This is a genomic window from Ruminiclostridium sufflavum DSM 19573, assembly GCF_003208175.1.
Lineage (GTDB): Bacteria > Bacillota > Clostridia > Acetivibrionales > DSM-1351 > Ruminiclostridium > Ruminiclostridium sufflavum.
Genome location: NZ_QKMR01000006.1, coordinates 43,740 through 61,472 on the forward strand (window position 1 = coordinate 43,740; position 17,733 = coordinate 61,472).

Genomic DNA, 17,733 nt, shown 5'->3' on the forward strand with positions numbered 1-17,733 from the left:
GGAAAAGACTTTGAGGTGAGGAATGGAATTTAAGCATAAATCTGTGCTGCTTGATGAGTGCATTGAATATTTGAATATAAATCCGGAAGGAGTTTATATTGACGGTACTATCGGCGGAGCGGGACACTCGTCTGAGATATACGGAAGATTAAATTCAAAGGGATTATTAATAGGCTTGGATCAAGATGGTTTTGCCGTAGAAGCCTCTGCAAAACGCCTTGATGAAATAAAATCAGAGGCAAACTATAAGATAGTAAATACAAATTTTAAACATATAAAAAAGGCGTGTGGAGAATTAGGGGTTAAGGAAGCTGACGGTATATTGCTTGATTTGGGAGTTTCTTCACATCAGCTTGACGAAGCTTCCAGAGGATTCAGCTATCAGCAGGATGCACCGCTGGATATGAGGATGGACACAAAAGCTCAGTTATCTGCATATCAAGTAGTCAATGAATATTCGGAGCAAGAGCTTTATCGTATCATTAGAGATTTCGGGGAAGAAAAGTGGGCCTCCAGAATTGCAAAATTTATTGCGGAAGCCCGAGAAGTAAAGCCAATAGCTACAACCTATGATTTGGTTGACATCATAAAAAAAGCAGTGCCCAGTGCTGCAAGACGAGACGGTCCGCATCCGGCAAAAAGAACCTTTCAGGCAATCAGAATTGCCGTTAATCATGAACTTGATATATTAAACAATACTATTGCCGATTGTGTGGCATTGCTGAAAAGCGGAGGGAGGCTCTGCATAATTACCTTTCATTCTCTTGAAGACAGGATTGTAAAGGTGCAGTACGCTAAATATGTAAATCCATGTACCTGTCCGCCTTCTTTTCCGGTTTGCGTATGCGGAGGAAAGCCTGAGGCTGTATTGGTAAACCGAAAGCCCATTGTTTCATCAGAGCAGGAGCTGGAATCTAATCCAAGAGCAAGAAGTGCAAAACTTAGGGTATTACAAAAAATTTAAATAAGTTTGACAAAAAATAAAAACAAATGAAAAAGAGCAAGAGAAGCAAACAAATGAAAAAAAGCAAAATACAAAAGAAAAGAAGAAATAAAAAACACAAAAGATAAAAAGCAAGCGGGAAACACAAAAAACAAAACCAAACAAATGAGAAACTAAAGACAAATACACAAAAGACAAAAAGCAGTTAAAAACACAAGGTCAATTATGGTTCAAGCCTTAGTACGATATTATATCGTTTATTCAGGCGATAGCAGTTGATTCTAAGCGAAAGAATTAAAGTACAAAAGAAGAAGGATTAAAAACACACAAAGGATAAAAAGCAATTTAAGACACAAAAGAAGAAATAAAAAGCATAAGGAACTATAAGTCTATAAAATGATTTCTGACGGGAGTGATATAAGTGGCGGCTTCAAAAAATAAATATGTATACGGATCAGTTGCGGAAAATATTGAAAATGATATATATGATCCATATGAAGAAAATGCCGTACTCAAGTCAAAAAAAATTGCAAGGAACAATAAAAAGCTAAAAGCAAAAATAACCTTTTGCATTTTGACGGCTTTCAGCCTGTGCGCGCTGACTATGTTCAGGTATGCTCAAATAAGCCAGCTAAGCTATGAAAATGAAAAGCTAAACAAGCAATATATTGAAATGCAGAATGATAATCAATTATTGTCAATTGAAATCCAAAATGCCAAGAGCTTAAGAAATATTCGAGAAGTGGCTGAGAACAGCCTGCATATGCATAAGCCTAACAAAAGTCAGATTGTATATGTTGAGGTGCCGAAAGAGGATATAACTATGACTGCAAGCAAGGAGAAGTCTAAAATAGGCATCATTATTGAAGATATTGAAAATAGCCTGAAAAAAGTCTTAAATATATTTTGACTGGTATTATGATAATTGAATTAATATACTTATCTCTTGACTATAGATTATATTTAAAATAAACGATATAAAATCTATAGTTTTTTCGTATGTAAGGATGATTAGAGAGTTTATGTATTTTTACATTTTAGGTGATATTATATTTTGAAATTAATAAATATTATTTATAGATGGTTTATCTTTATAAGAATACTAGGGGGGATACTTTTGACAAATATGAATATTAAACTGAAGAAGAGGCTTTTGTTTATACTGGGGTTTTTCACCTTTTTTACAATATGCCTGATTTCAAGAATAGCGTGGATTCAATTCGTGAATGGTCAGGAATATCAGCAGAAGGCATTTGAGCAGCAAACCAGTAACAGGACTATAAGTCCCAAAAGAGGAACAATTTATGACAGAAACATGGAACCCTTAGCTGTCAGCGGATCTGTTGAAACAATCAGCTGCAGTCCTCAGGTTATAAAAAAGCTATCTCTCGATGTTGATAAAATTTCAAGTGATTTATCAGCTATTCTGTCAATGGATAAGGAAACCATTAGGAAAAAGCTGGTGAAATCCTCAAGATATGAGCTTATTAAGAAAAAGGTTGATAAGGATATCGGCTCAAAGGTAAGGCAATGGAAGAAAGATAATGAAATTGACGGGATATACATAGATGAGGATACAAAGAGATTTTATCCAAACAGCAACCTTGCGGCGCATGTTGTTGGATTTACAAATGTTGACAACGACGGTCTTGACGGTGTTGAGAAGATAATGGATAAATATTTGAAGGGAGTTCCGGGTAAGATACTGAGCGAAGTAGATGCCAGCGGCGTTGAGCTTAGTATGGGTCAGGAGCAGTATATTCAGCCGCAGGATGGTAATGATGTAATACTGACAATTGACGAAACCATTCAGTATTTTGCGGAAAAGACATTAGAAAAGGCTATTTCAGATAATAATGTTATAAATGGTGCAACTGCCATAGTCATGGATCCGAGAAACGGAGAAATACTGGCATTAACCTCAAAGCCGGATTTTGATTTAAACAATCCCAGAGCAGCTCCTTCGGGTGTTGACAAAACTGCATGGACAGGTACATCTACCGAGGATGTGCAATATCTTCAAAAAACAGTATGGAGGAATAAAGCAGTTGTTGACACATATGAGCCGGGATCAACCTTTAAGCCTGTTACGGCATCTGCAGGACTAGAGGAGGGCTTGGTGACTCCGGAAACTCAGGTTACAGATGCGACAATTAAAGTAGGAGGATGGAATATACATTGCTGGAAGCCCAATGCTCACCTTCATGAGACCTTCAGGGAGGGAGTTTATAATTCATGCAATCCTGTTTTCGTAAGACTTGCACAGCAATTAGGCATAAGTAAGTTTTATAGCTACATCAAGGCTTTTGGGTTTTATCAAAAAACAGGAATAGATTTGCCGGGAGAGGCAATAAGCATTATACATACCAAACCCACGGAAATTGACATGTGCACCGCATCCTTCGGACAGCGGTTTCAAATAACTCCGATTCAGCTTATACAGGCATATGGCGCTATAGCTAACGGGGGAGAGCTTATAACGCCGCATGTGGTAAAAGAGGTTATAGACAGCTCCGGAAATGTAATAAAAAAATATGAGCCCAATGTAGTCAGAAGGGTAATATCGAAGCAAACCTCGGGTACTGTGGTGGATATACTCAGGGGTGTTGTTGATGTGGGTACCGGTAAAAATGCACGGGTTCCGGGTTATAAAATAGGCGGGAAAACCGGAACCTCAGAAACTGTTGCATCAAAAGATATCGTAGTTCAAGGGAAAAACAAAAGGTATATTGTTTCTTTTTCTGCCATTGCACCTACTGACAATCCTTCCCTTTGCGTTCTGGTGGTTCTGGACTGGCCGGATGTATATAGTCCCGGCGGAGGTATGCTTGTAGCCCCTGTTGTCGGAAAGCTTATAGATGATATCCTGACTTATCAGGGAGTTGAAAAGGAATATACCGATGAGGACAAAAAGCTTTTACAGAAAGAGGTTCAGGTTCCGGATGTAAAAGGAAAAACAGTGGAAGAGGCAATAAAGATATTGAAACAAAATAAGCTTGAGTATAAAATAGAAGGAAGCAATAAGGATATGAAGGCTGTTGTTCAGGCTCAGACTCCGAAATCCTCTGCTTTATTAAATGAAAACTCATTAGTAATACTGTACACTTATAAGCCGGAAAGCGAGGCTAAGGCTACTGTGCCGGATGTAAAAAATAAATCTGTGTATGAAGCAACGCAGGCATTTAAGGCAGTGGGGCTGAATATAAGGATAAATGGCACCGGTACCGCCGTCAGTCAGGATAAAGAGGCAGGTAAGGTTATTACTAAGGGAACTGTGGTTGAAGTTATGTTCAGAAACATAGTTTCAGACTAAATCGGCAAATTATGAAATATACTAGTTATATAGGGCAATAATTGTTTGTAAGTGCTTGATTGTAAATAGATTATGCTTGACTACCGGCAGGAGGTGTATTACTTGTTACTTAGTGAATTAGTGAGAGGTTTGGAAATAAAGAGTTTGAAGGGGAACCCGGATATAGCCATTGAGGCTGTTGCATATGATTCCAGAAAGGCCAGACAGGGAAGCTTGTTTGTATGTATTGACGGAACCGTTTCTGACGGGCATAAGTACATTGCCGATGCTATTGAAAACGGTACTAGAGCTTTTTTAGTACAAAGACCTGTGGAAGTTCCCGAGGGGATAACTGTTGTTGAAATCGAGGATACCAGATATGGTCTTGCATGTGTTGCGGATGCTTTTTTCGGGCATCCCTCGCAGAAATTTAATCTGGTGGGAATAACGGGCACCAAGGGAAAAACTACAACTTCTTATATGGTAAGGGCAATTCTTCAGGCAGCAAGCCATAAAACAGGTTTGATAGGGACAGTTGCGAACTTAATAGGAGATGAGATATTATATGCCACAAGAACCACACCCGAATCATATGACTTGCAGAGCCTGTTCAGTGATATGGCGGAAAAAAAGGTTGACAGTACGGTTATAGAGGTATCCTCACAGGGCTTGGAATTGCACAGGGTGGCAAAATGCGACTTCGATATCGGAGTATTCACTAACTTTTCCAGAGACCATATAGGGCCAAAGGAACATGCAACGCTTGAGGAATATTTTAATGCAAAGGCTAAGCTATTCGGAATGTGTAAGCAGGCAGTCATAAATATTGACAGTGAGCATGGAAGGAAAATGGCTGAGCTTGCTAAGTGCAAGGTATATACTTACGGTATTTCCGAAAATGCAGATATAAGAGCCATAAATATAATTAAAGAGACTCTGTATACCTCTTTTATGCTTGTTTCTCCATGGGGAGGCATACCGGTAAAAACAAACCTGCAGGGCAATTTTAATATATATAATGCCCTTGCTGCAATAGGTGCGTGCTGCCTGATACCCGGGATAACCCTGGAGCATGTCAAGGAAGGGCTTATGAATGTGAATGTACCCGGCAGAATGGAGACAGTTCCTACATACGGAAACTATTCTGTTCTGATAGATTATGCCCACACTCCTGACAGTCTTGAAAAGGTTCTTTCTACAGTTAAGGAATTTGCAAGGGGCAGGGTAGTAAGCTTGTTTGGCTGCGGCGGAGACAGAGATGCGGGTAAAAGACCTCAGATGGGTGAGATTTCGGGAGATATTGCCGATTTTTCAATAATCACCTCTGATAATCCCAGAACTGAGGACCCGGAAAAAATAATAAACGATATAGAAGCAGGCATGCTTAAAACAGACGGGAAATATATTAAAATAACAGATAGAAGGCAAGCAATAAAATTTGCTCTTGAAAATACACAGGATGGAGATATAATTGTTTTGGCGGGCAAAGGCCATGAGACCTATCAGCAATTTAAGGATAAAACTATTCATTTTGATGAACGTGAGGTAGTAAATGAGCTGTTGGCGGAGCTTGGAAGGAGTGCTGAATGATTTCTTTTGACTGTGCAGAATTAGTCAGAGCCGTAAACGGAAAGTTATTATGGGGTAAGGCCGAACAGGTATTTTCGGGTGTTACAACAGATTCGAGAAGGGTTGCTGAAGGAAATCTGTTTATTCCTTTAGCGGGCGAACGCTTCGACGGACATGATTATATAGAGCAATGCTTTAGCAGCGGGGCGGCAGTTTGCTTAACAGAAAGGACTATTCCTCAGAAAGATAATGCTGCCGCTGTTCTGGTTGATGATACAGCAAGGGCTTTGAGAGACCTTGCCGCATGGCACAGGAAAAAACATGCCATACCTGTGGTAGGGATAACCGGAAGCGTTGGAAAAACAAGTACAAAGGATATGATAGCCTGTGTATTATCTAAAAAGTATGATGTATTAAAGACACAGGGTAATTTTAACAATGAGATTGGTCTGCCGTTGACTATCCTTAATTTGAACGACAGGCACGAAGCGGCTGTTATTGAAATGGGCATGAGCGGCTTTGGTGAAATAAGCAGGCTTACGGCAATTGCTCAGCCTCAGATAGCTGTTATAACAAATATAGGCGTGTCTCATATAGAGAAGCTAGGCTCCAGACAGGGGATTTTAAAAGCAAAGCTTGAGATTTTTGAAGGCTTGAAGCCGGGCGGGCTGGCTGTACTCAATGGGGATGACCCCTTATTAAAGGGCTTGGAAGAAAGCTTGGAATATAAAACGGTTTATTATGGGATGAATTCAGGACTGGATTATGTCGCAGAGGGCTATGAATCCTTGGGAGAGGCTGGAACAAGCTTCAGCATCAGGCTGGGAGAAAAGCTGTTTAAGGTTTTTCTTCCTGTGCCGGGAATACATAATGTTTATAATGCACTTGCGGCAATAGCAGTCGGAATTGAAATGAATATACCTATGGACACAATCGTTGAAGGAATAGGAGCATTCAGCCCGGGGAATATGAGGCAAAACATAATTGCATTTAAAGGTATTAAAATAATAAATGATGCATACAATGCCAGCCCCCAATCAATGCAGGCAGCTATAAATGTACTGGAGGAGCTGTGCAGTAAGACCCGCGGAATTGCTGTCCTGGGTGATATGCTTGAAATGGGGGATATGTCGGAAGAGCTTCACTATGAGGTGGGAAGCTTTATTAAGGATAAAAAAATTGATTATCTTATAACTATCGGAAACGCCTCTCAAAATATAATGCAGGCAGCAGCCGATTCAGGCAAAAAAGCAATAACATTACGGCATTTTAATACTAACGGGGAAGCACTGGAATATATACTGAGCATTATCAGACAAGGTGATTATGTGCTGATAAAGGGCTCAAGAGGAATGAAGATGGAACAGATTACAGAAGGAATTATGAATTCCGGGGTTATGATTCCATAAATAAAAAACAGGGGGAAATAGAATTGCTTACGTTTTCGTTAACATCCGAACATATATTGGCCTTTGCGGCTTCGTTTATATTGGCTCTTATTGCAGGGCCTGTTTGTATTCCGTTTCTTAGAAGATTGAAATTCGGACAGACGGTGAGAGATGACGGACCGCAGACTCATTTGAAGAAAATGGGCACGCCTACAATCGGCGGCTTGATATTTATCATACCCATTTCATTGGTAGCTGTTTACTATTCCCCAAAGTACCCAGAGATAATACCCGTATTGCTTGCAGCACTAGGCTTTGCAGCAGTCGGCTTTGTGGATGATTTCATAAAAATAGTGAAAAGAAGGAAAGACGGTCTGTATGCAGGACAAAAGACGTTCATGCAGCTGATAGTATGTGTTGCCTTTTCATTTTATGTAATGCGTTATACTGATGCGGGAACGTCTGTTCTTATACCGTTTACAAATATTGTAATTCAACCGTGGCTGTACTTTCTTTTCATAATTGCGTTTATGTATTTTTTTACAAATGCAGTGAATCTTACTGACGGGCTAGACGGGCTGTGTGCAGGCGTTACTCTGGTAGTTGCCATATTTTTTACAATTTGTTCTCTTACAAATCCTGAGTTCGGATATATAAAGGTGTTTTCGGCTGCTATTGCCGGGGGCTGTCTGGGCTTTTTAGCCTATAATTTGCATCCTGCAAAGGTTTTTATGGGAGATACAGGAAGCTTGGCACTGGGCGGCGCAGTAACAGCTATTGTTGTCATGATGCGTATTCCGCTTATTTTAGTTATCGTTGGAGGAATATATTTAATTGAAGCCTTGTCTGTAATTTTACAGGTTGGTTCATTTAAGCTGACCGGAAAGCGTATATTTAAAATGGCGCCGATTCATCATCACTTTGAATTGCTTGGATGGAAGGAAACAAAGGTAGTAGCTGTATTTATATTTATTACAGTTCTGCTGGCGATAGCTTCATTAGTGATTTTAGGTATCGGCAATAACTGAAGTCAATTGCGGTTAAGGCCTTTGCAACATATTGCATCGTGACGATGTAATTGTCTTTCAGCAGTAAAAGAAATATAGCTTGTAAGAATTTTGCTGCCGCTGTAAAAATGCAGCCTTTTTCGGCAGAATATGGGCTTCTCAGTGAAACTGAGATGATTTTTATGCCGGAATACGGTATGTAGTTTGATTTGGAGGGAATTAATGAAGAACAAAAACAAAAAGCCTTTTGATTTCTGGATATTTGCAGCGGTAATACTGTTGCTTTCTTTAGGCACAATCATGGTGTTCAGCTCCAGCTATTATTTTTCGGTAAAGACAGTAGGCAATTCATTTTTTCTATTAATACCTCAATTGGAGTATATGGCTTTAAGTATTTTAGTACTTATACTGACAATGAATTTCGATTACAGGAGATGGGGAAAGCTGTCGCCGTTAATACTTATGATATGCATCGGATTACTGATTCTGGTGCTTATTCCGGGAATCGGCCAGAAGCAGAATGGTGCTCAAAGATGGCTGGGTGTGGGTTCAAAAACAGTCCAGCCTTCCGAGATGGCTAAAATTGCACTCATAATGTTTCTTTCCTTCAGCTTGTCAAAACGTAAGGACGTATTAAAATCCTTTACAAGAGGGTTGGTGCCCTACCTGCTTTTGATTGGCTTTGTGGCAGGCTTGGTTGTAATTGAACCTCATTTAAGCGGAACTCTGATTATAGTAATTACTTCGTGTATTATTCTGTTCTGTGCAGGAGCGAGGATATCCCATTTTGTAGCAATGGCGGTACCTGCAGTTGCGGCAGTAGTTGTGGCGATATTAGCTGCACCGTACCGGTTTGACAGAGTTAAGGCATGGCTTCACCCCTTTGATTATGCTATGGATGAAGGCTGGCAGACGGTTCAGTCTCTTCTTGCCATTGGGTCGGGAGGCTTGTTTGGAAGAGGACTTGGGCAAAGCATGCAAAAATATTTATATATACCGGAACCATATAATGATTATATATTTGCAATATTATCCGAGGAATTGGGCTTTATAGGTGCTATGTTTGTTATGCTGCTGTTTTTGGTGTTTATCTGGAGAGGTATCAAGGTGGCCATGAATGCACCCGATACATTTGGAAGCTTGCTGGCTACAGGTATTACCTCCCTCATTGGGATTCAGTTTCTGTTCAATGTAGCTGTTGTAACCAATTCAATACCATCAACAGGTATTTCTCTGCCGTTTTTCAGCTATGGAGGCACATCGCTGATGCTGTTAATGTTTGGTGTGGGTGTATTGCTTAATATTTCCAGATATTCAAATTACGAAAGGCTATGAGGTGAAAAATTTGAAGGTTTTAATAGCAGGTGGAGGAACCGGAGGGCACGTGAATCCGGGTCTGGCAATTGCGAAATATATAAAGCAGCAGGAGCAAAATGCGGAAATAACCTTTGTGGGCACCAAAAAGGGACTTGAAGCCAAGCTGGTTCCCAGAGAGGGTTATTCGCTTGAGACTATTACTGTCAGGGGTTTCAGAAGAAAAATATCTTTTGATACAGTAGTTGCTGTAAAAGAGCTTGTTCAAAGCTTTTTTGAGGCATCAAAGCTTATAAACAGATTAAAGCCGGATGTTGTAATAGGTACGGGAGGCTATGTCTGCGGACCTGTTCTGTATGCCGCAGCCAAAAAGGGGATACCGACATTAATTCATGAATCAAATGCCTTTCCGGGTGTGACAAATAGAATTCTTGCCCGTTATGTGGATTATGTCGCTATCAGCTTCAAGGAATCCGAAAAGTATTTCAAAGGAAAAGGAAGGGTAGTGCGTACAGGCAATCCGGTAAGGCAGGAGCTATTGAATGCAGACAGGCAGAAGGCTGCTTCACAGCTGGATATAGTGCAGGGTAAGCCCTTGATTGTGGTAATGGGCGGCAGCAGGGGCGCGAGAAAAATAAATGAGACAGTTGCCGAAATGCTGAATAACTGCTTTAAAGGTGAGTTCAATATAATTTTTTCGACCGGCGAACAGCAGTTTGAAACAGTAAAATCAAGTATTAAAATAGCTGATAGATACAAAGAGCTGGTTAAGGTTGTACCTTATATTTATGATGTGGATAAGATTTATGCGGCAAGTGACTTAATGATTTGCCGTGCAGGAGCCATTACTGTAAGTGAACTTCAGACTATGGGAATTCCGTCCGTACTTATTCCGTCGCCTTATGTCACAGCAAACCATCAGGAGCATAATGCCCGCTCCTTGGAAAGGGACGGCGGCGCAGCGGTAATACTGGAAAATGATTTGAATGCTGAGGCTCTGTACAATAAAATTTGCAGCCTGATATCAAATAGGGATGCTTTAATGCAAATGGCAAAGGGTGCCGCTAAAAACCGTATGACCGATTCGGCGGAAAAGATTTATTCATTAATTCAGAATATATGTAAAAGCCTAAAGACAGGAAAAGTATAAATTGGATTCAATGTAATATAAAGTAAGCATACATAAAAACATAAATAAAAAATTATATGAATTTGTAGACTTTGATATATACATATGATAGAATATCTTTCGAATAAAAAAACTTTTAAATTAGTCCCGAGAGGCTAGTAAGGGTTATATTTGGGAGTATATTACAGCTTTATAATTTTTGGATAAACCCAACCTTACTGCGCCAAATCAGTAAGGTTTTTTTATTACAAAAAATTTGGAGGAGATTTTAAATGAATAATACCAGACCTATAATTCAGGTTGAAGAAAAAGTTCCGTTCCTAAAAGCACTGCCTCTTAGTTTTCAGCATTTATTTGCAATGTTCAGTGCATCTGTACTTGTTCCGTTTTTATTTAACAGCTATGCAAAGGACCATTATCTTGAAACGCTTAAATTAACACTTAAGCAGTTAAATGCTGATCAGCTGGCAACCTATAACGGCATTCAGGTTATTGACCCTGCACTTGTATTGCTGCTTAACGGTATAGGTACCTTGATTTATATCTTTATCTGTAAAGGAAGAGCTCCTGCATTTTTAGGCTCGAGCTTTGCATTCCTTTCACCGACATCTGCTATTATTACAAGTTCATCGAATTATGCGGATAATTTCAGACAGGCTTTGGGAGGTTACATAATTTGCGGACTGGTTTTTGTTATAGTTGCATTTATTATAGGCAAGGTTGGGACAGGCTGGCTGGATGTTGTACTTCCGCCGGCGGCAATGGGGCCTATTGTTGCGCTTATAGGACTTGAGCTGGCAGGAAGTGCTGCTGATATGGCGGGTTTATTGCCGGATGCAAACGGAGGCTTTAATATACAGAGCATAATTATTTCAATGGTAACATTGGCTGTACTGATAATCGGCAATCTTTGCTTCAGAGGCTTTCTTTCGGTAATTCCTATACTATTGGCTGTTATAGCCGGTTATGTACTATCTGCAATAATGGGCAATGTGGATTATTCTGCAGTTTCAACAGCGAGATGGTTTGATTTGCCTGCCTTCGTAGCTCCATCCTTTAAGTTTAATGCAATTCTTATTCTTGCACCGGCAGCTTTGGTTGTTCTTTCAGAACATATAGGCCATTTGTTTGTAACAGGGAATATAGTGGGAAGAAATTTAACCAAGGACCCGGGACTTCACAGGTCCTTGATGGGAGACGGTCTTTCAACCATGCTTTCCGGCTTCTGCGGCTCATGTCCGACAACTACCTACGGCGAAAATATGGGTGTTATGGCAATAACCAGAGTATACAGTGTATGGGTAATCGGAGGAGCAGGTGTTATTTCCATAATAATAGCTTTTGTAGGCAAGCTTTCAGGAATTATTTCAAGTATACCCGCTGCTGTTATGGGAGGAGTCAGCCTGCTTCTGTTTGGTACAATCGCTGCTTCCGGTATAAGAATGATTGTTGAGGCAAAAATTGATTACAGTAAAGCAAAAAATCTTGTTCTTACGGCTCTGGTTTTTGTTACAGGCATTAGCGGAATAACAGTTAATCTCGGGCAAAATGTCAAGCTGTCGGGAATGGTTTTAGCCACTTTAGCGGGAATGGCACTTAGTCTGGTATTTTATGTGCTTGATAAGCTGAAGCTTACAAATGATGCCGAATAGGATGCTGTATGAGATGGCTTCCTATGCGTTGCTTTTCACGAGATAGTAATTGTTTTATATTAAAAACTCGTTTCTAATTTAGAAACGAGTTTTTAATATAAAACAAATTTAATGATGTATACTTATGCATAAATAGCAAAATAAATACAAAAAAATTCAATAATATACAAATTAAATCAAAATAAACATAATATACTTGAAATATTGTAATAAATATGTAATAATATACACAATATATATTTTTATATATACAATTACATTTAATAGCATGGAGGTGTTTCTTAGTGTTCAAGATGGAAGTTGACAGTTCTAAAAAGCTTTTTACGATCAATGCATCAGGATTTTTTTCAACACAGGAGAGTAAGGATTTTATAGCTGAATATAAGTTAAGAACTAGAGAATTTGATCCAAAGGAATTTACCATGATTGTTAATGGAAAAGGGCTAAAGACATCAACGCAGGATGTTGCAGAGCAATTGAAGGATGTAATGAAGCTCTATGCCAAGGATCCGTTTAAAAAGAAGATTATTGTCCAGCAGGCTTCTTCTATGGGAAAGATGCAAACGCAAAGATTGGCAAGAGATATTCCCGGTTTTGATTCAATGCTTCTGGTGAATTCAATGGAGGATGCTCTGGAGAAGCTTTAAAGACCCTAAACATATGAAAAAAGTTGAATTTTACATAAAAAACCCACGCATTAAAAACAGACCATACTTATATGATGATATTATACATTAAGCTGCAACTGTTTATAGCAATATTTGAAGTGTGGTCTGTTATAGCATAAGCATTGCCGGTTAGCACCTACCTGATTTTTGCTTTTAATGCCAGTCTGCTGAATTTTCTTCTTCGGCCTATTTCAGAAGGATATACATACATATTTTTATTAATCAGACTAAGAGTGTACTGAGCGATTTTTTCAGCCGACTTATGGTCAAAATATCTCTGCTGGGACTGTTTAATTATATTCAGTGCTTTTGCGTTATTTGCCAGCAGCTCCGATACAATATCGGACAGACTTGAAGTGTCCTTGCAAACTATACCTAGATTATTCCTTTGGGCAAAGTCAGGATTTTCCTGCTCCTGTCCGGGCAGAGCTCCCGTAATAATCAGCGGAACGCTGCAAGCCACAGCCTCCATCATTACATTTGGGCTTCCTCTTGTAAAGGCTATATCTGAGGTCAGCATATATTCTTCAATATTGGTGACATAGCCCAGAATATTGACTCTGTCAGGATATTGCTGGGACAGAGTTTTTTCCAGCTTTTCTTTTAAGGATTTATTTCTTCCCGCAATAATGCAAACATTACAATTAAAATTGTCTAAAAGAATCTTCGAAATGAGCCCCATATCTCCGGAACCCTCTCCGCCGCTCATAATCAAGCACTGCAGCGGTTTGTCCAGACTGTAGTCCTGCTTTTGTTCTTTTTTTGAGATATGCTGAGTAAACCTTGAACGTACCGGGAAGCCCATTACCTTTATTGAGTCTTCGGAAACACCAAAGCCCATGCATTTTTCCTTTGCTTCTTCGGTGGGGCAAATAATGCAGCTTGCTCTTTTGTCGGCCCATAAAGGAGAGATACTGATCAAGTCAGCTACAAAGGTAACAAAGGGTATATTTATTCTGTATTTTTTGAGAATATTTAAAGCCGGCGTATTGAAAACGGGATGAACGCATAAAATCAAATCAGGCTTGAGCCTTCTTAAAAGCTTAAGGAAATTATGCTTTATTGATAATTCAACAAATTCATGTATAACAGAATGATTTTTGCTGGAAATTTTCCATGCCAGATTCCAGAGCTCTTTTGCATTCCGTGTGACCAAGCCGTAAGATTTGCCTACCCTGATACCCATATTGCCGCCTAAATCAAAACCATCTATAATATTTATATTTACATCTTTATGCAAATTAAATTGCTCCTGCAGAGCTTCACTGATACTTTTATGACCATGACCCGTATAGTTTGAAGATATTATTAAAACATTTTTCATGCTTTTTTCTAAGCCTCCCTGATAATAGAACAAAAACAATCAATATAATATATTATTGCATATTATTTATAAAATAATATGCATTGAGTGTAAATTTTACATAGCAGAACGGTTTATTTTATCATTTTATTGTACGACTTACAAATGTAAAAGTTTGTTTTTGTAAAATAATTATTAAATATTATTAAAATGTCTTTCGTTATAAAGGAGACTTACCTCACATATATTTATCACAGCGGGTTTAATTACGGTTCGACTAAAGTTCAGAAGGTTGGGGATGATAGGTTGTTGAAAAAATTTTTAAAGATACTTTTGGTAGTTTTTGTTATACTGGCAAATATGTTTTACAATGATTTATCTTATGCGGATGATATCAGCGATGATGAGCCGATTGATTATTTATTCAACCAAGAGAGTGTTGAAGCCGTAGGAAAAAATATTCCTAAGATATCGGCCGGTGCGGCAATAGTTATTGATGTCGCCAGCGGAAGAGTTCTCTATGAAAAAAATGCATATACCAGACGTTCTATTGCAAGTACCACTAAAATAATGACGGCTATAGTTGCAATTGAAAACGGGAAAGAAAATGAGGATGTTATTGTAAGTAAAAAGGCAGCATCTATATCAGGCTCCCAGGTTAATTTACAGGAGGGCAAAACCTATAAACTGGGAGACTTATTGTATGCCATGATGCTCAGGTCGGGTAATGATGCGGCAATAGCAATAGCAGAGCATGTGGGAGGCTCGGAAGAAGCTTTTGCTGAGATGATGAACAGAAAGGCGGCTGAAATAGGAGCAACCAATACGAACTTTGTGACTCCCCATGGACTTGATAATCCACAGCATTACTCAACACCCTATGACCTCGCATTAATCACACAGTATGCTCTCAGAAATGAAAAATTCTGCAAAATTGTAGGGACAAAAGCCTCTACATTTATGGGAAGCAATATTACAAATACCAATGAAATGCTGAGCCTGTATCCGGGAGCTGATGGAGTGAAAACAGGATATACAGGCCAAGCCGGAAGATGTCTTGTGACTTCTGCAACTCATGACGGCTGGAGGGTGATATCAGTTGTGCTCAATTGCAGCTCAAGGTCTGTCAGGGCACAGAGCAGCAAGACCTTATTGGATTATGCCTTCAACAATTATAAAAGCCGCGAGTATTTAAAAGAGGGACAGAGGATTTCTGATATTAAGCTGCATAAAGGCCTGGAAGATAACATACCCCTTTATTCGGACAGAGACATTTCAATTCCGCTGAAAGAGGAGGAAGCAGCGAAGCTTGAAACAATATATAATTTTTCCGGGGAAATAGAAGCACCTGTAAAAATCTACAGCAAGGTGGGAACAATTGATTACAGGCTGGATGGAAAGCTGCTTGCCTCGGCAGATATTATAACCCATAATGAAATAGGCAGAAAGGATTTCTATTTTTATTTTAATAAAATTTTTAAATCCTGGACCGGACTTGTACGAGGGAAGTAAAGATGGCATAATAGTCTTTGAGTTAATTACTATCAGCCGATGAAATAGGTTTTTAGCCGGTAGTAATTTAATTATTAGAGCCTAGAAAAGAGAATTAAAATATATGAAAACAGTTTTAACAGGAATAAATTCCAAATATATACATACCTGCTTGGCTGTATGGTATTTGAAGTCAAGTATTTCTAAAGGGTCAAAAATTCCTGATGAGAGTATTCTCATAAGAGAATTCACAATAAATGACAGCAAGGATAATATTCTTGCCGAAATATATAAGGAAAAGCCTGATATTATAACCTTTTCCTGTTATATATGGAATACTGAGCTTATACTTATGCTCTCAAAGGAATTGAAAAAGCTTCTGCCCGGATGCCTTATAGTTTTGGGGGGGCCTGAGGTTTCATATAATGCGGAGGCTGTTTTAAAGGACAACTGTTCAATTGATTTTGTCTTATGCGGTGAGGGTGAAGAGACATTTCCCGTATTGTACGGTTCTCTGCTGGAAGGAACCGATGCTTATAGGAGCTTAAGCGGGATTGCATACAGGACTGAAAGCTCTGTGGTTTATAACAAGGGCTTCAGTCTTATACAAAATCTGGATGATATAAATTCTCCATATACTCCGGAGCTGTTGGAGGCTGCGGCAAACAGGATAGTCTACTATGAATCCTCACGCGGCTGTCCCTTTTCGTGCTCTTATTGCATATCATCCACCTTTAATGGTGTCAGGTTTTTTTCCATGGACAGAGTTAAGCAGGATTTGAATACCCTGTTATTGTACAAGCCCAAGCTTATAAAATTTGTTGACAGAACCTTCAACTGCAATAAGCGCAGAGCAAAGGAGATATTCGAGTATATTATCGGACTGAAAAGCAGTACATTATTTCATTTTGAGGCTGCCGCGGATTTATTTGACGAGGATATTCTGCGCCTGCTGAGCAATGCACCTAAAGGAACTATACAGCTTGAAATAGGAATACAGACAACAAATGCCGACACGCTTGAAGAAATAGACAGAGTCACTGATATCGCAAAATTGTCAGGCAATGTAAAAAAAATACTTGATAACGGAAACATACATGTGCATCTTGACTTGATTGCAGGGCTGCCCTGCGAAAATCTGGAAACCTTCAAAAAATCCTTTAACGATGTTTACGGTATGAGGCCTCACCAGCTTCAGCTTGGCTTTTTAAAGCTTTTACACGGGTCAAGGATACGCAAGGAGGCAGAGAAGCATGGTTTTGTCTATAGAAGCTATGCGCCTTATGAGGTGCTGAAAAATAATTATGTTTCCTTTGAGGATATTCTTCTTATGAAGGATGTTGAAGAGGTTCTTGAAAGATATTACAATTCCTCAAGATACGGAAGCTCCCTGGAGTTTATTGAGGAAGGCTTTTTTCCTGACGCCTTCGAGCTGTATTACAGGCTTTCTGTATTCTGCAGGGAGAGGGGGTATCTGGACAGGCCCATATCCTATAGGGAGAATATTGCCATTTTGTATGAGTTTTTTGAAAGCAGGATTTCTTCTCAGAAGCTTAGTATTTGCGAAAAAAATTCAGAAGTATTCCGACAGAAAATGATTTTTGATTTTCTTTCCTGCGACAGCTCATGTGCCGTACCGGAGTGCCTGAAAAGGGAAAAGGATTTAATAAGCGTTGGTTCTATACATCAGCTGTTGAAAAATGAAGAGCTTGTCAAGGAATATCTTCCGGATTTTATTGGTGCGCCTGTCAAAAGCATATTAAAAAAAATATTCTTTATTAAATTGAACGAGCTTACCCAAGACGGTGAAATAATGCTGTTTGACTATTCAGGAAGGGACTTGCTGAGCGGCAGGTACAGGAGTGCCGCGGTGAAATATTTCTTTTTAGGTTAACTTGTCTAATTGATAATATTATGAAGAAAGGACACATATATTTTAAAATGAATTAATTTTAAAATTAATGACATTTACAAGTA

Annotated in this window: 13 protein-coding genes; 12 read left to right on the forward strand and 1 reads right to left on the reverse strand. The window is 39.1% G+C overall.

Annotation, left to right across the window (positions count from 1 at the left end):
* The first annotated feature begins 22 nt into the window (after positions 1–22).
* The 10 genes from rsmH to LY28_RS06380 all read left to right on the forward strand — a co-directional run bounded on the left by rsmH (position 23) and on the right by LY28_RS06380 (position 12,941).
* Positions 23–964: a 16S rRNA (cytosine(1402)-N(4))-methyltransferase RsmH gene (gene rsmH, locus LY28_RS06335; RefSeq protein WP_110461340.1), complete on the forward strand. Its 942-nt coding sequence runs from the start codon at positions 23–25 to the stop codon at positions 962–964.
* A gap of 400 nt (positions 965–1,364) precedes the next feature.
* Positions 1,365–1,853 (forward strand): cell division protein FtsL, encoded by a 489-nt coding sequence (locus LY28_RS06340; protein ID WP_110461341.1) that lies wholly within the window; start codon positions 1,365–1,367, stop codon positions 1,851–1,853.
* Positions 1,854–2,069: 216 nt separating this feature from the next.
* Positions 2,070–4,256, forward strand: a complete 2,187-nt coding sequence (locus LY28_RS06345; RefSeq protein WP_242981177.1) for a penicillin-binding transpeptidase domain-containing protein — start codon at positions 2,070–2,072, stop codon at positions 4,254–4,256.
* Between the two features lie 102 nt (positions 4,257–4,358).
* Positions 4,359–5,825 carry a UDP-N-acetylmuramoyl-L-alanyl-D-glutamate--2,6-diaminopimelate ligase gene (locus tag LY28_RS06350; RefSeq protein WP_110461343.1) on the forward strand — a complete coding sequence of 489 codons (1,467 nt, stop codon included), beginning with the start codon at positions 4,359–4,361 and terminating at the stop codon, positions 5,823–5,825.
* Positions 5,822–7,213, forward strand: coding sequence for a UDP-N-acetylmuramoyl-tripeptide--D-alanyl-D-alanine ligase (locus LY28_RS06355; RefSeq protein WP_110461344.1), 1,392 nt, complete (start codon positions 5,822–5,824; stop codon positions 7,211–7,213). The genes LY28_RS06350 and LY28_RS06355 overlap by 4 nt, the downstream gene beginning before the upstream one ends.
* Before the next feature lie 23 nt (positions 7,214–7,236).
* Positions 7,237–8,220, forward strand: coding sequence for a phospho-N-acetylmuramoyl-pentapeptide-transferase (gene mraY, locus LY28_RS06360; protein WP_110461345.1), 984 nt, complete (start codon positions 7,237–7,239; stop codon positions 8,218–8,220).
* Between the two features lie 201 nt (positions 8,221–8,421).
* Complete coding sequence (ftsW, locus tag LY28_RS06365) at positions 8,422–9,534, forward strand: putative lipid II flippase FtsW (RefSeq protein WP_110461346.1); 1,113 nt, start codon at positions 8,422–8,424, stop codon at positions 9,532–9,534.
* Between the two features lie 10 nt (positions 9,535–9,544).
* Positions 9,545–10,663: an undecaprenyldiphospho-muramoylpentapeptide beta-N-acetylglucosaminyltransferase gene (gene murG, locus LY28_RS06370; RefSeq protein WP_110461493.1), complete on the forward strand. Its 1,119-nt coding sequence runs from the start codon at positions 9,545–9,547 to the stop codon at positions 10,661–10,663.
* Between the two features lie 251 nt (positions 10,664–10,914).
* Entirely contained in the window at positions 10,915–12,294 is a 1,380-nt protein-coding gene (gene uraA / locus LY28_RS06375) for a uracil permease (protein ID WP_110461347.1), read from the forward strand.
* Between the two features lie 284 nt (positions 12,295–12,578).
* Positions 12,579–12,941: a hypothetical protein gene (locus LY28_RS06380; protein ID WP_110461348.1), complete on the forward strand. Its 363-nt coding sequence runs from the start codon at positions 12,579–12,581 to the stop codon at positions 12,939–12,941.
* Positions 12,942–13,098: 157 nt separating this feature from the next.
* Here LY28_RS06380 and LY28_RS06385 read toward each other — a convergent pair whose 3' ends face one another.
* A complete protein-coding gene (locus tag LY28_RS06385; protein WP_110461349.1) occupies positions 13,099–14,286 on the reverse strand; it encodes an MGDG synthase family glycosyltransferase in 1,188 nt (395 codons plus the stop codon).
* 288 nt (positions 14,287–14,574) lie between these two features.
* Between LY28_RS06385 and LY28_RS06390 the strand changes: the two genes are divergently transcribed.
* Both LY28_RS06390 and LY28_RS06395 read left to right on the forward strand, forming a co-directional pair.
* Complete coding sequence (locus LY28_RS06390) at positions 14,575–15,777, forward strand: D-alanyl-D-alanine carboxypeptidase family protein (protein WP_110461494.1); 1,203 nt, start codon at positions 14,575–14,577, stop codon at positions 15,775–15,777.
* A gap of 103 nt (positions 15,778–15,880) precedes the next feature.
* Positions 15,881–17,650, forward strand: coding sequence for a B12-binding domain-containing radical SAM protein (locus tag LY28_RS06395; protein ID WP_110461350.1), 1,770 nt, complete (start codon positions 15,881–15,883; stop codon positions 17,648–17,650).
* Positions 17,651–17,733 lie beyond the last annotated feature (83 nt).

Bases quoted from the DNA above. Each gene is read 5' to 3' on its own strand.
- rsmH (WP_110461340.1), top strand. From the start codon at position 23: ATGGAATTTAAGCATAAATCTGTGCTGCTTGATGAGTGCATTGAATAT.
- LY28_RS06345 (WP_242981177.1), top strand. From the start codon at position 2,070: ATGAATATTAAACTGAAGAAGAGGCTTTTGTTTATACTGGGGTTTTTC.
- LY28_RS06355 (WP_110461344.1), top strand. From the start codon at position 5,822: ATGATTTCTTTTGACTGTGCAGAATTAGTCAGAGCCGTAAACGGAAAG.
- ftsW (WP_110461346.1), top strand. From the start codon at position 8,422: ATGAAGAACAAAAACAAAAAGCCTTTTGATTTCTGGATATTTGCAGCG.
- uraA (WP_110461347.1), top strand. From the start codon at position 10,915: ATGAATAATACCAGACCTATAATTCAGGTTGAAGAAAAAGTTCCGTTC.
- LY28_RS06385 (WP_110461349.1), bottom strand. From the start codon at position 14,286: ATGAAAAATGTTTTAATAATATCTTCAAACTATACGGGTCATGGTCAT.
- LY28_RS06395 (WP_110461350.1), top strand. From the start codon at position 15,881: ATGAAAACAGTTTTAACAGGAATAAATTCCAAATATATACATACCTGC.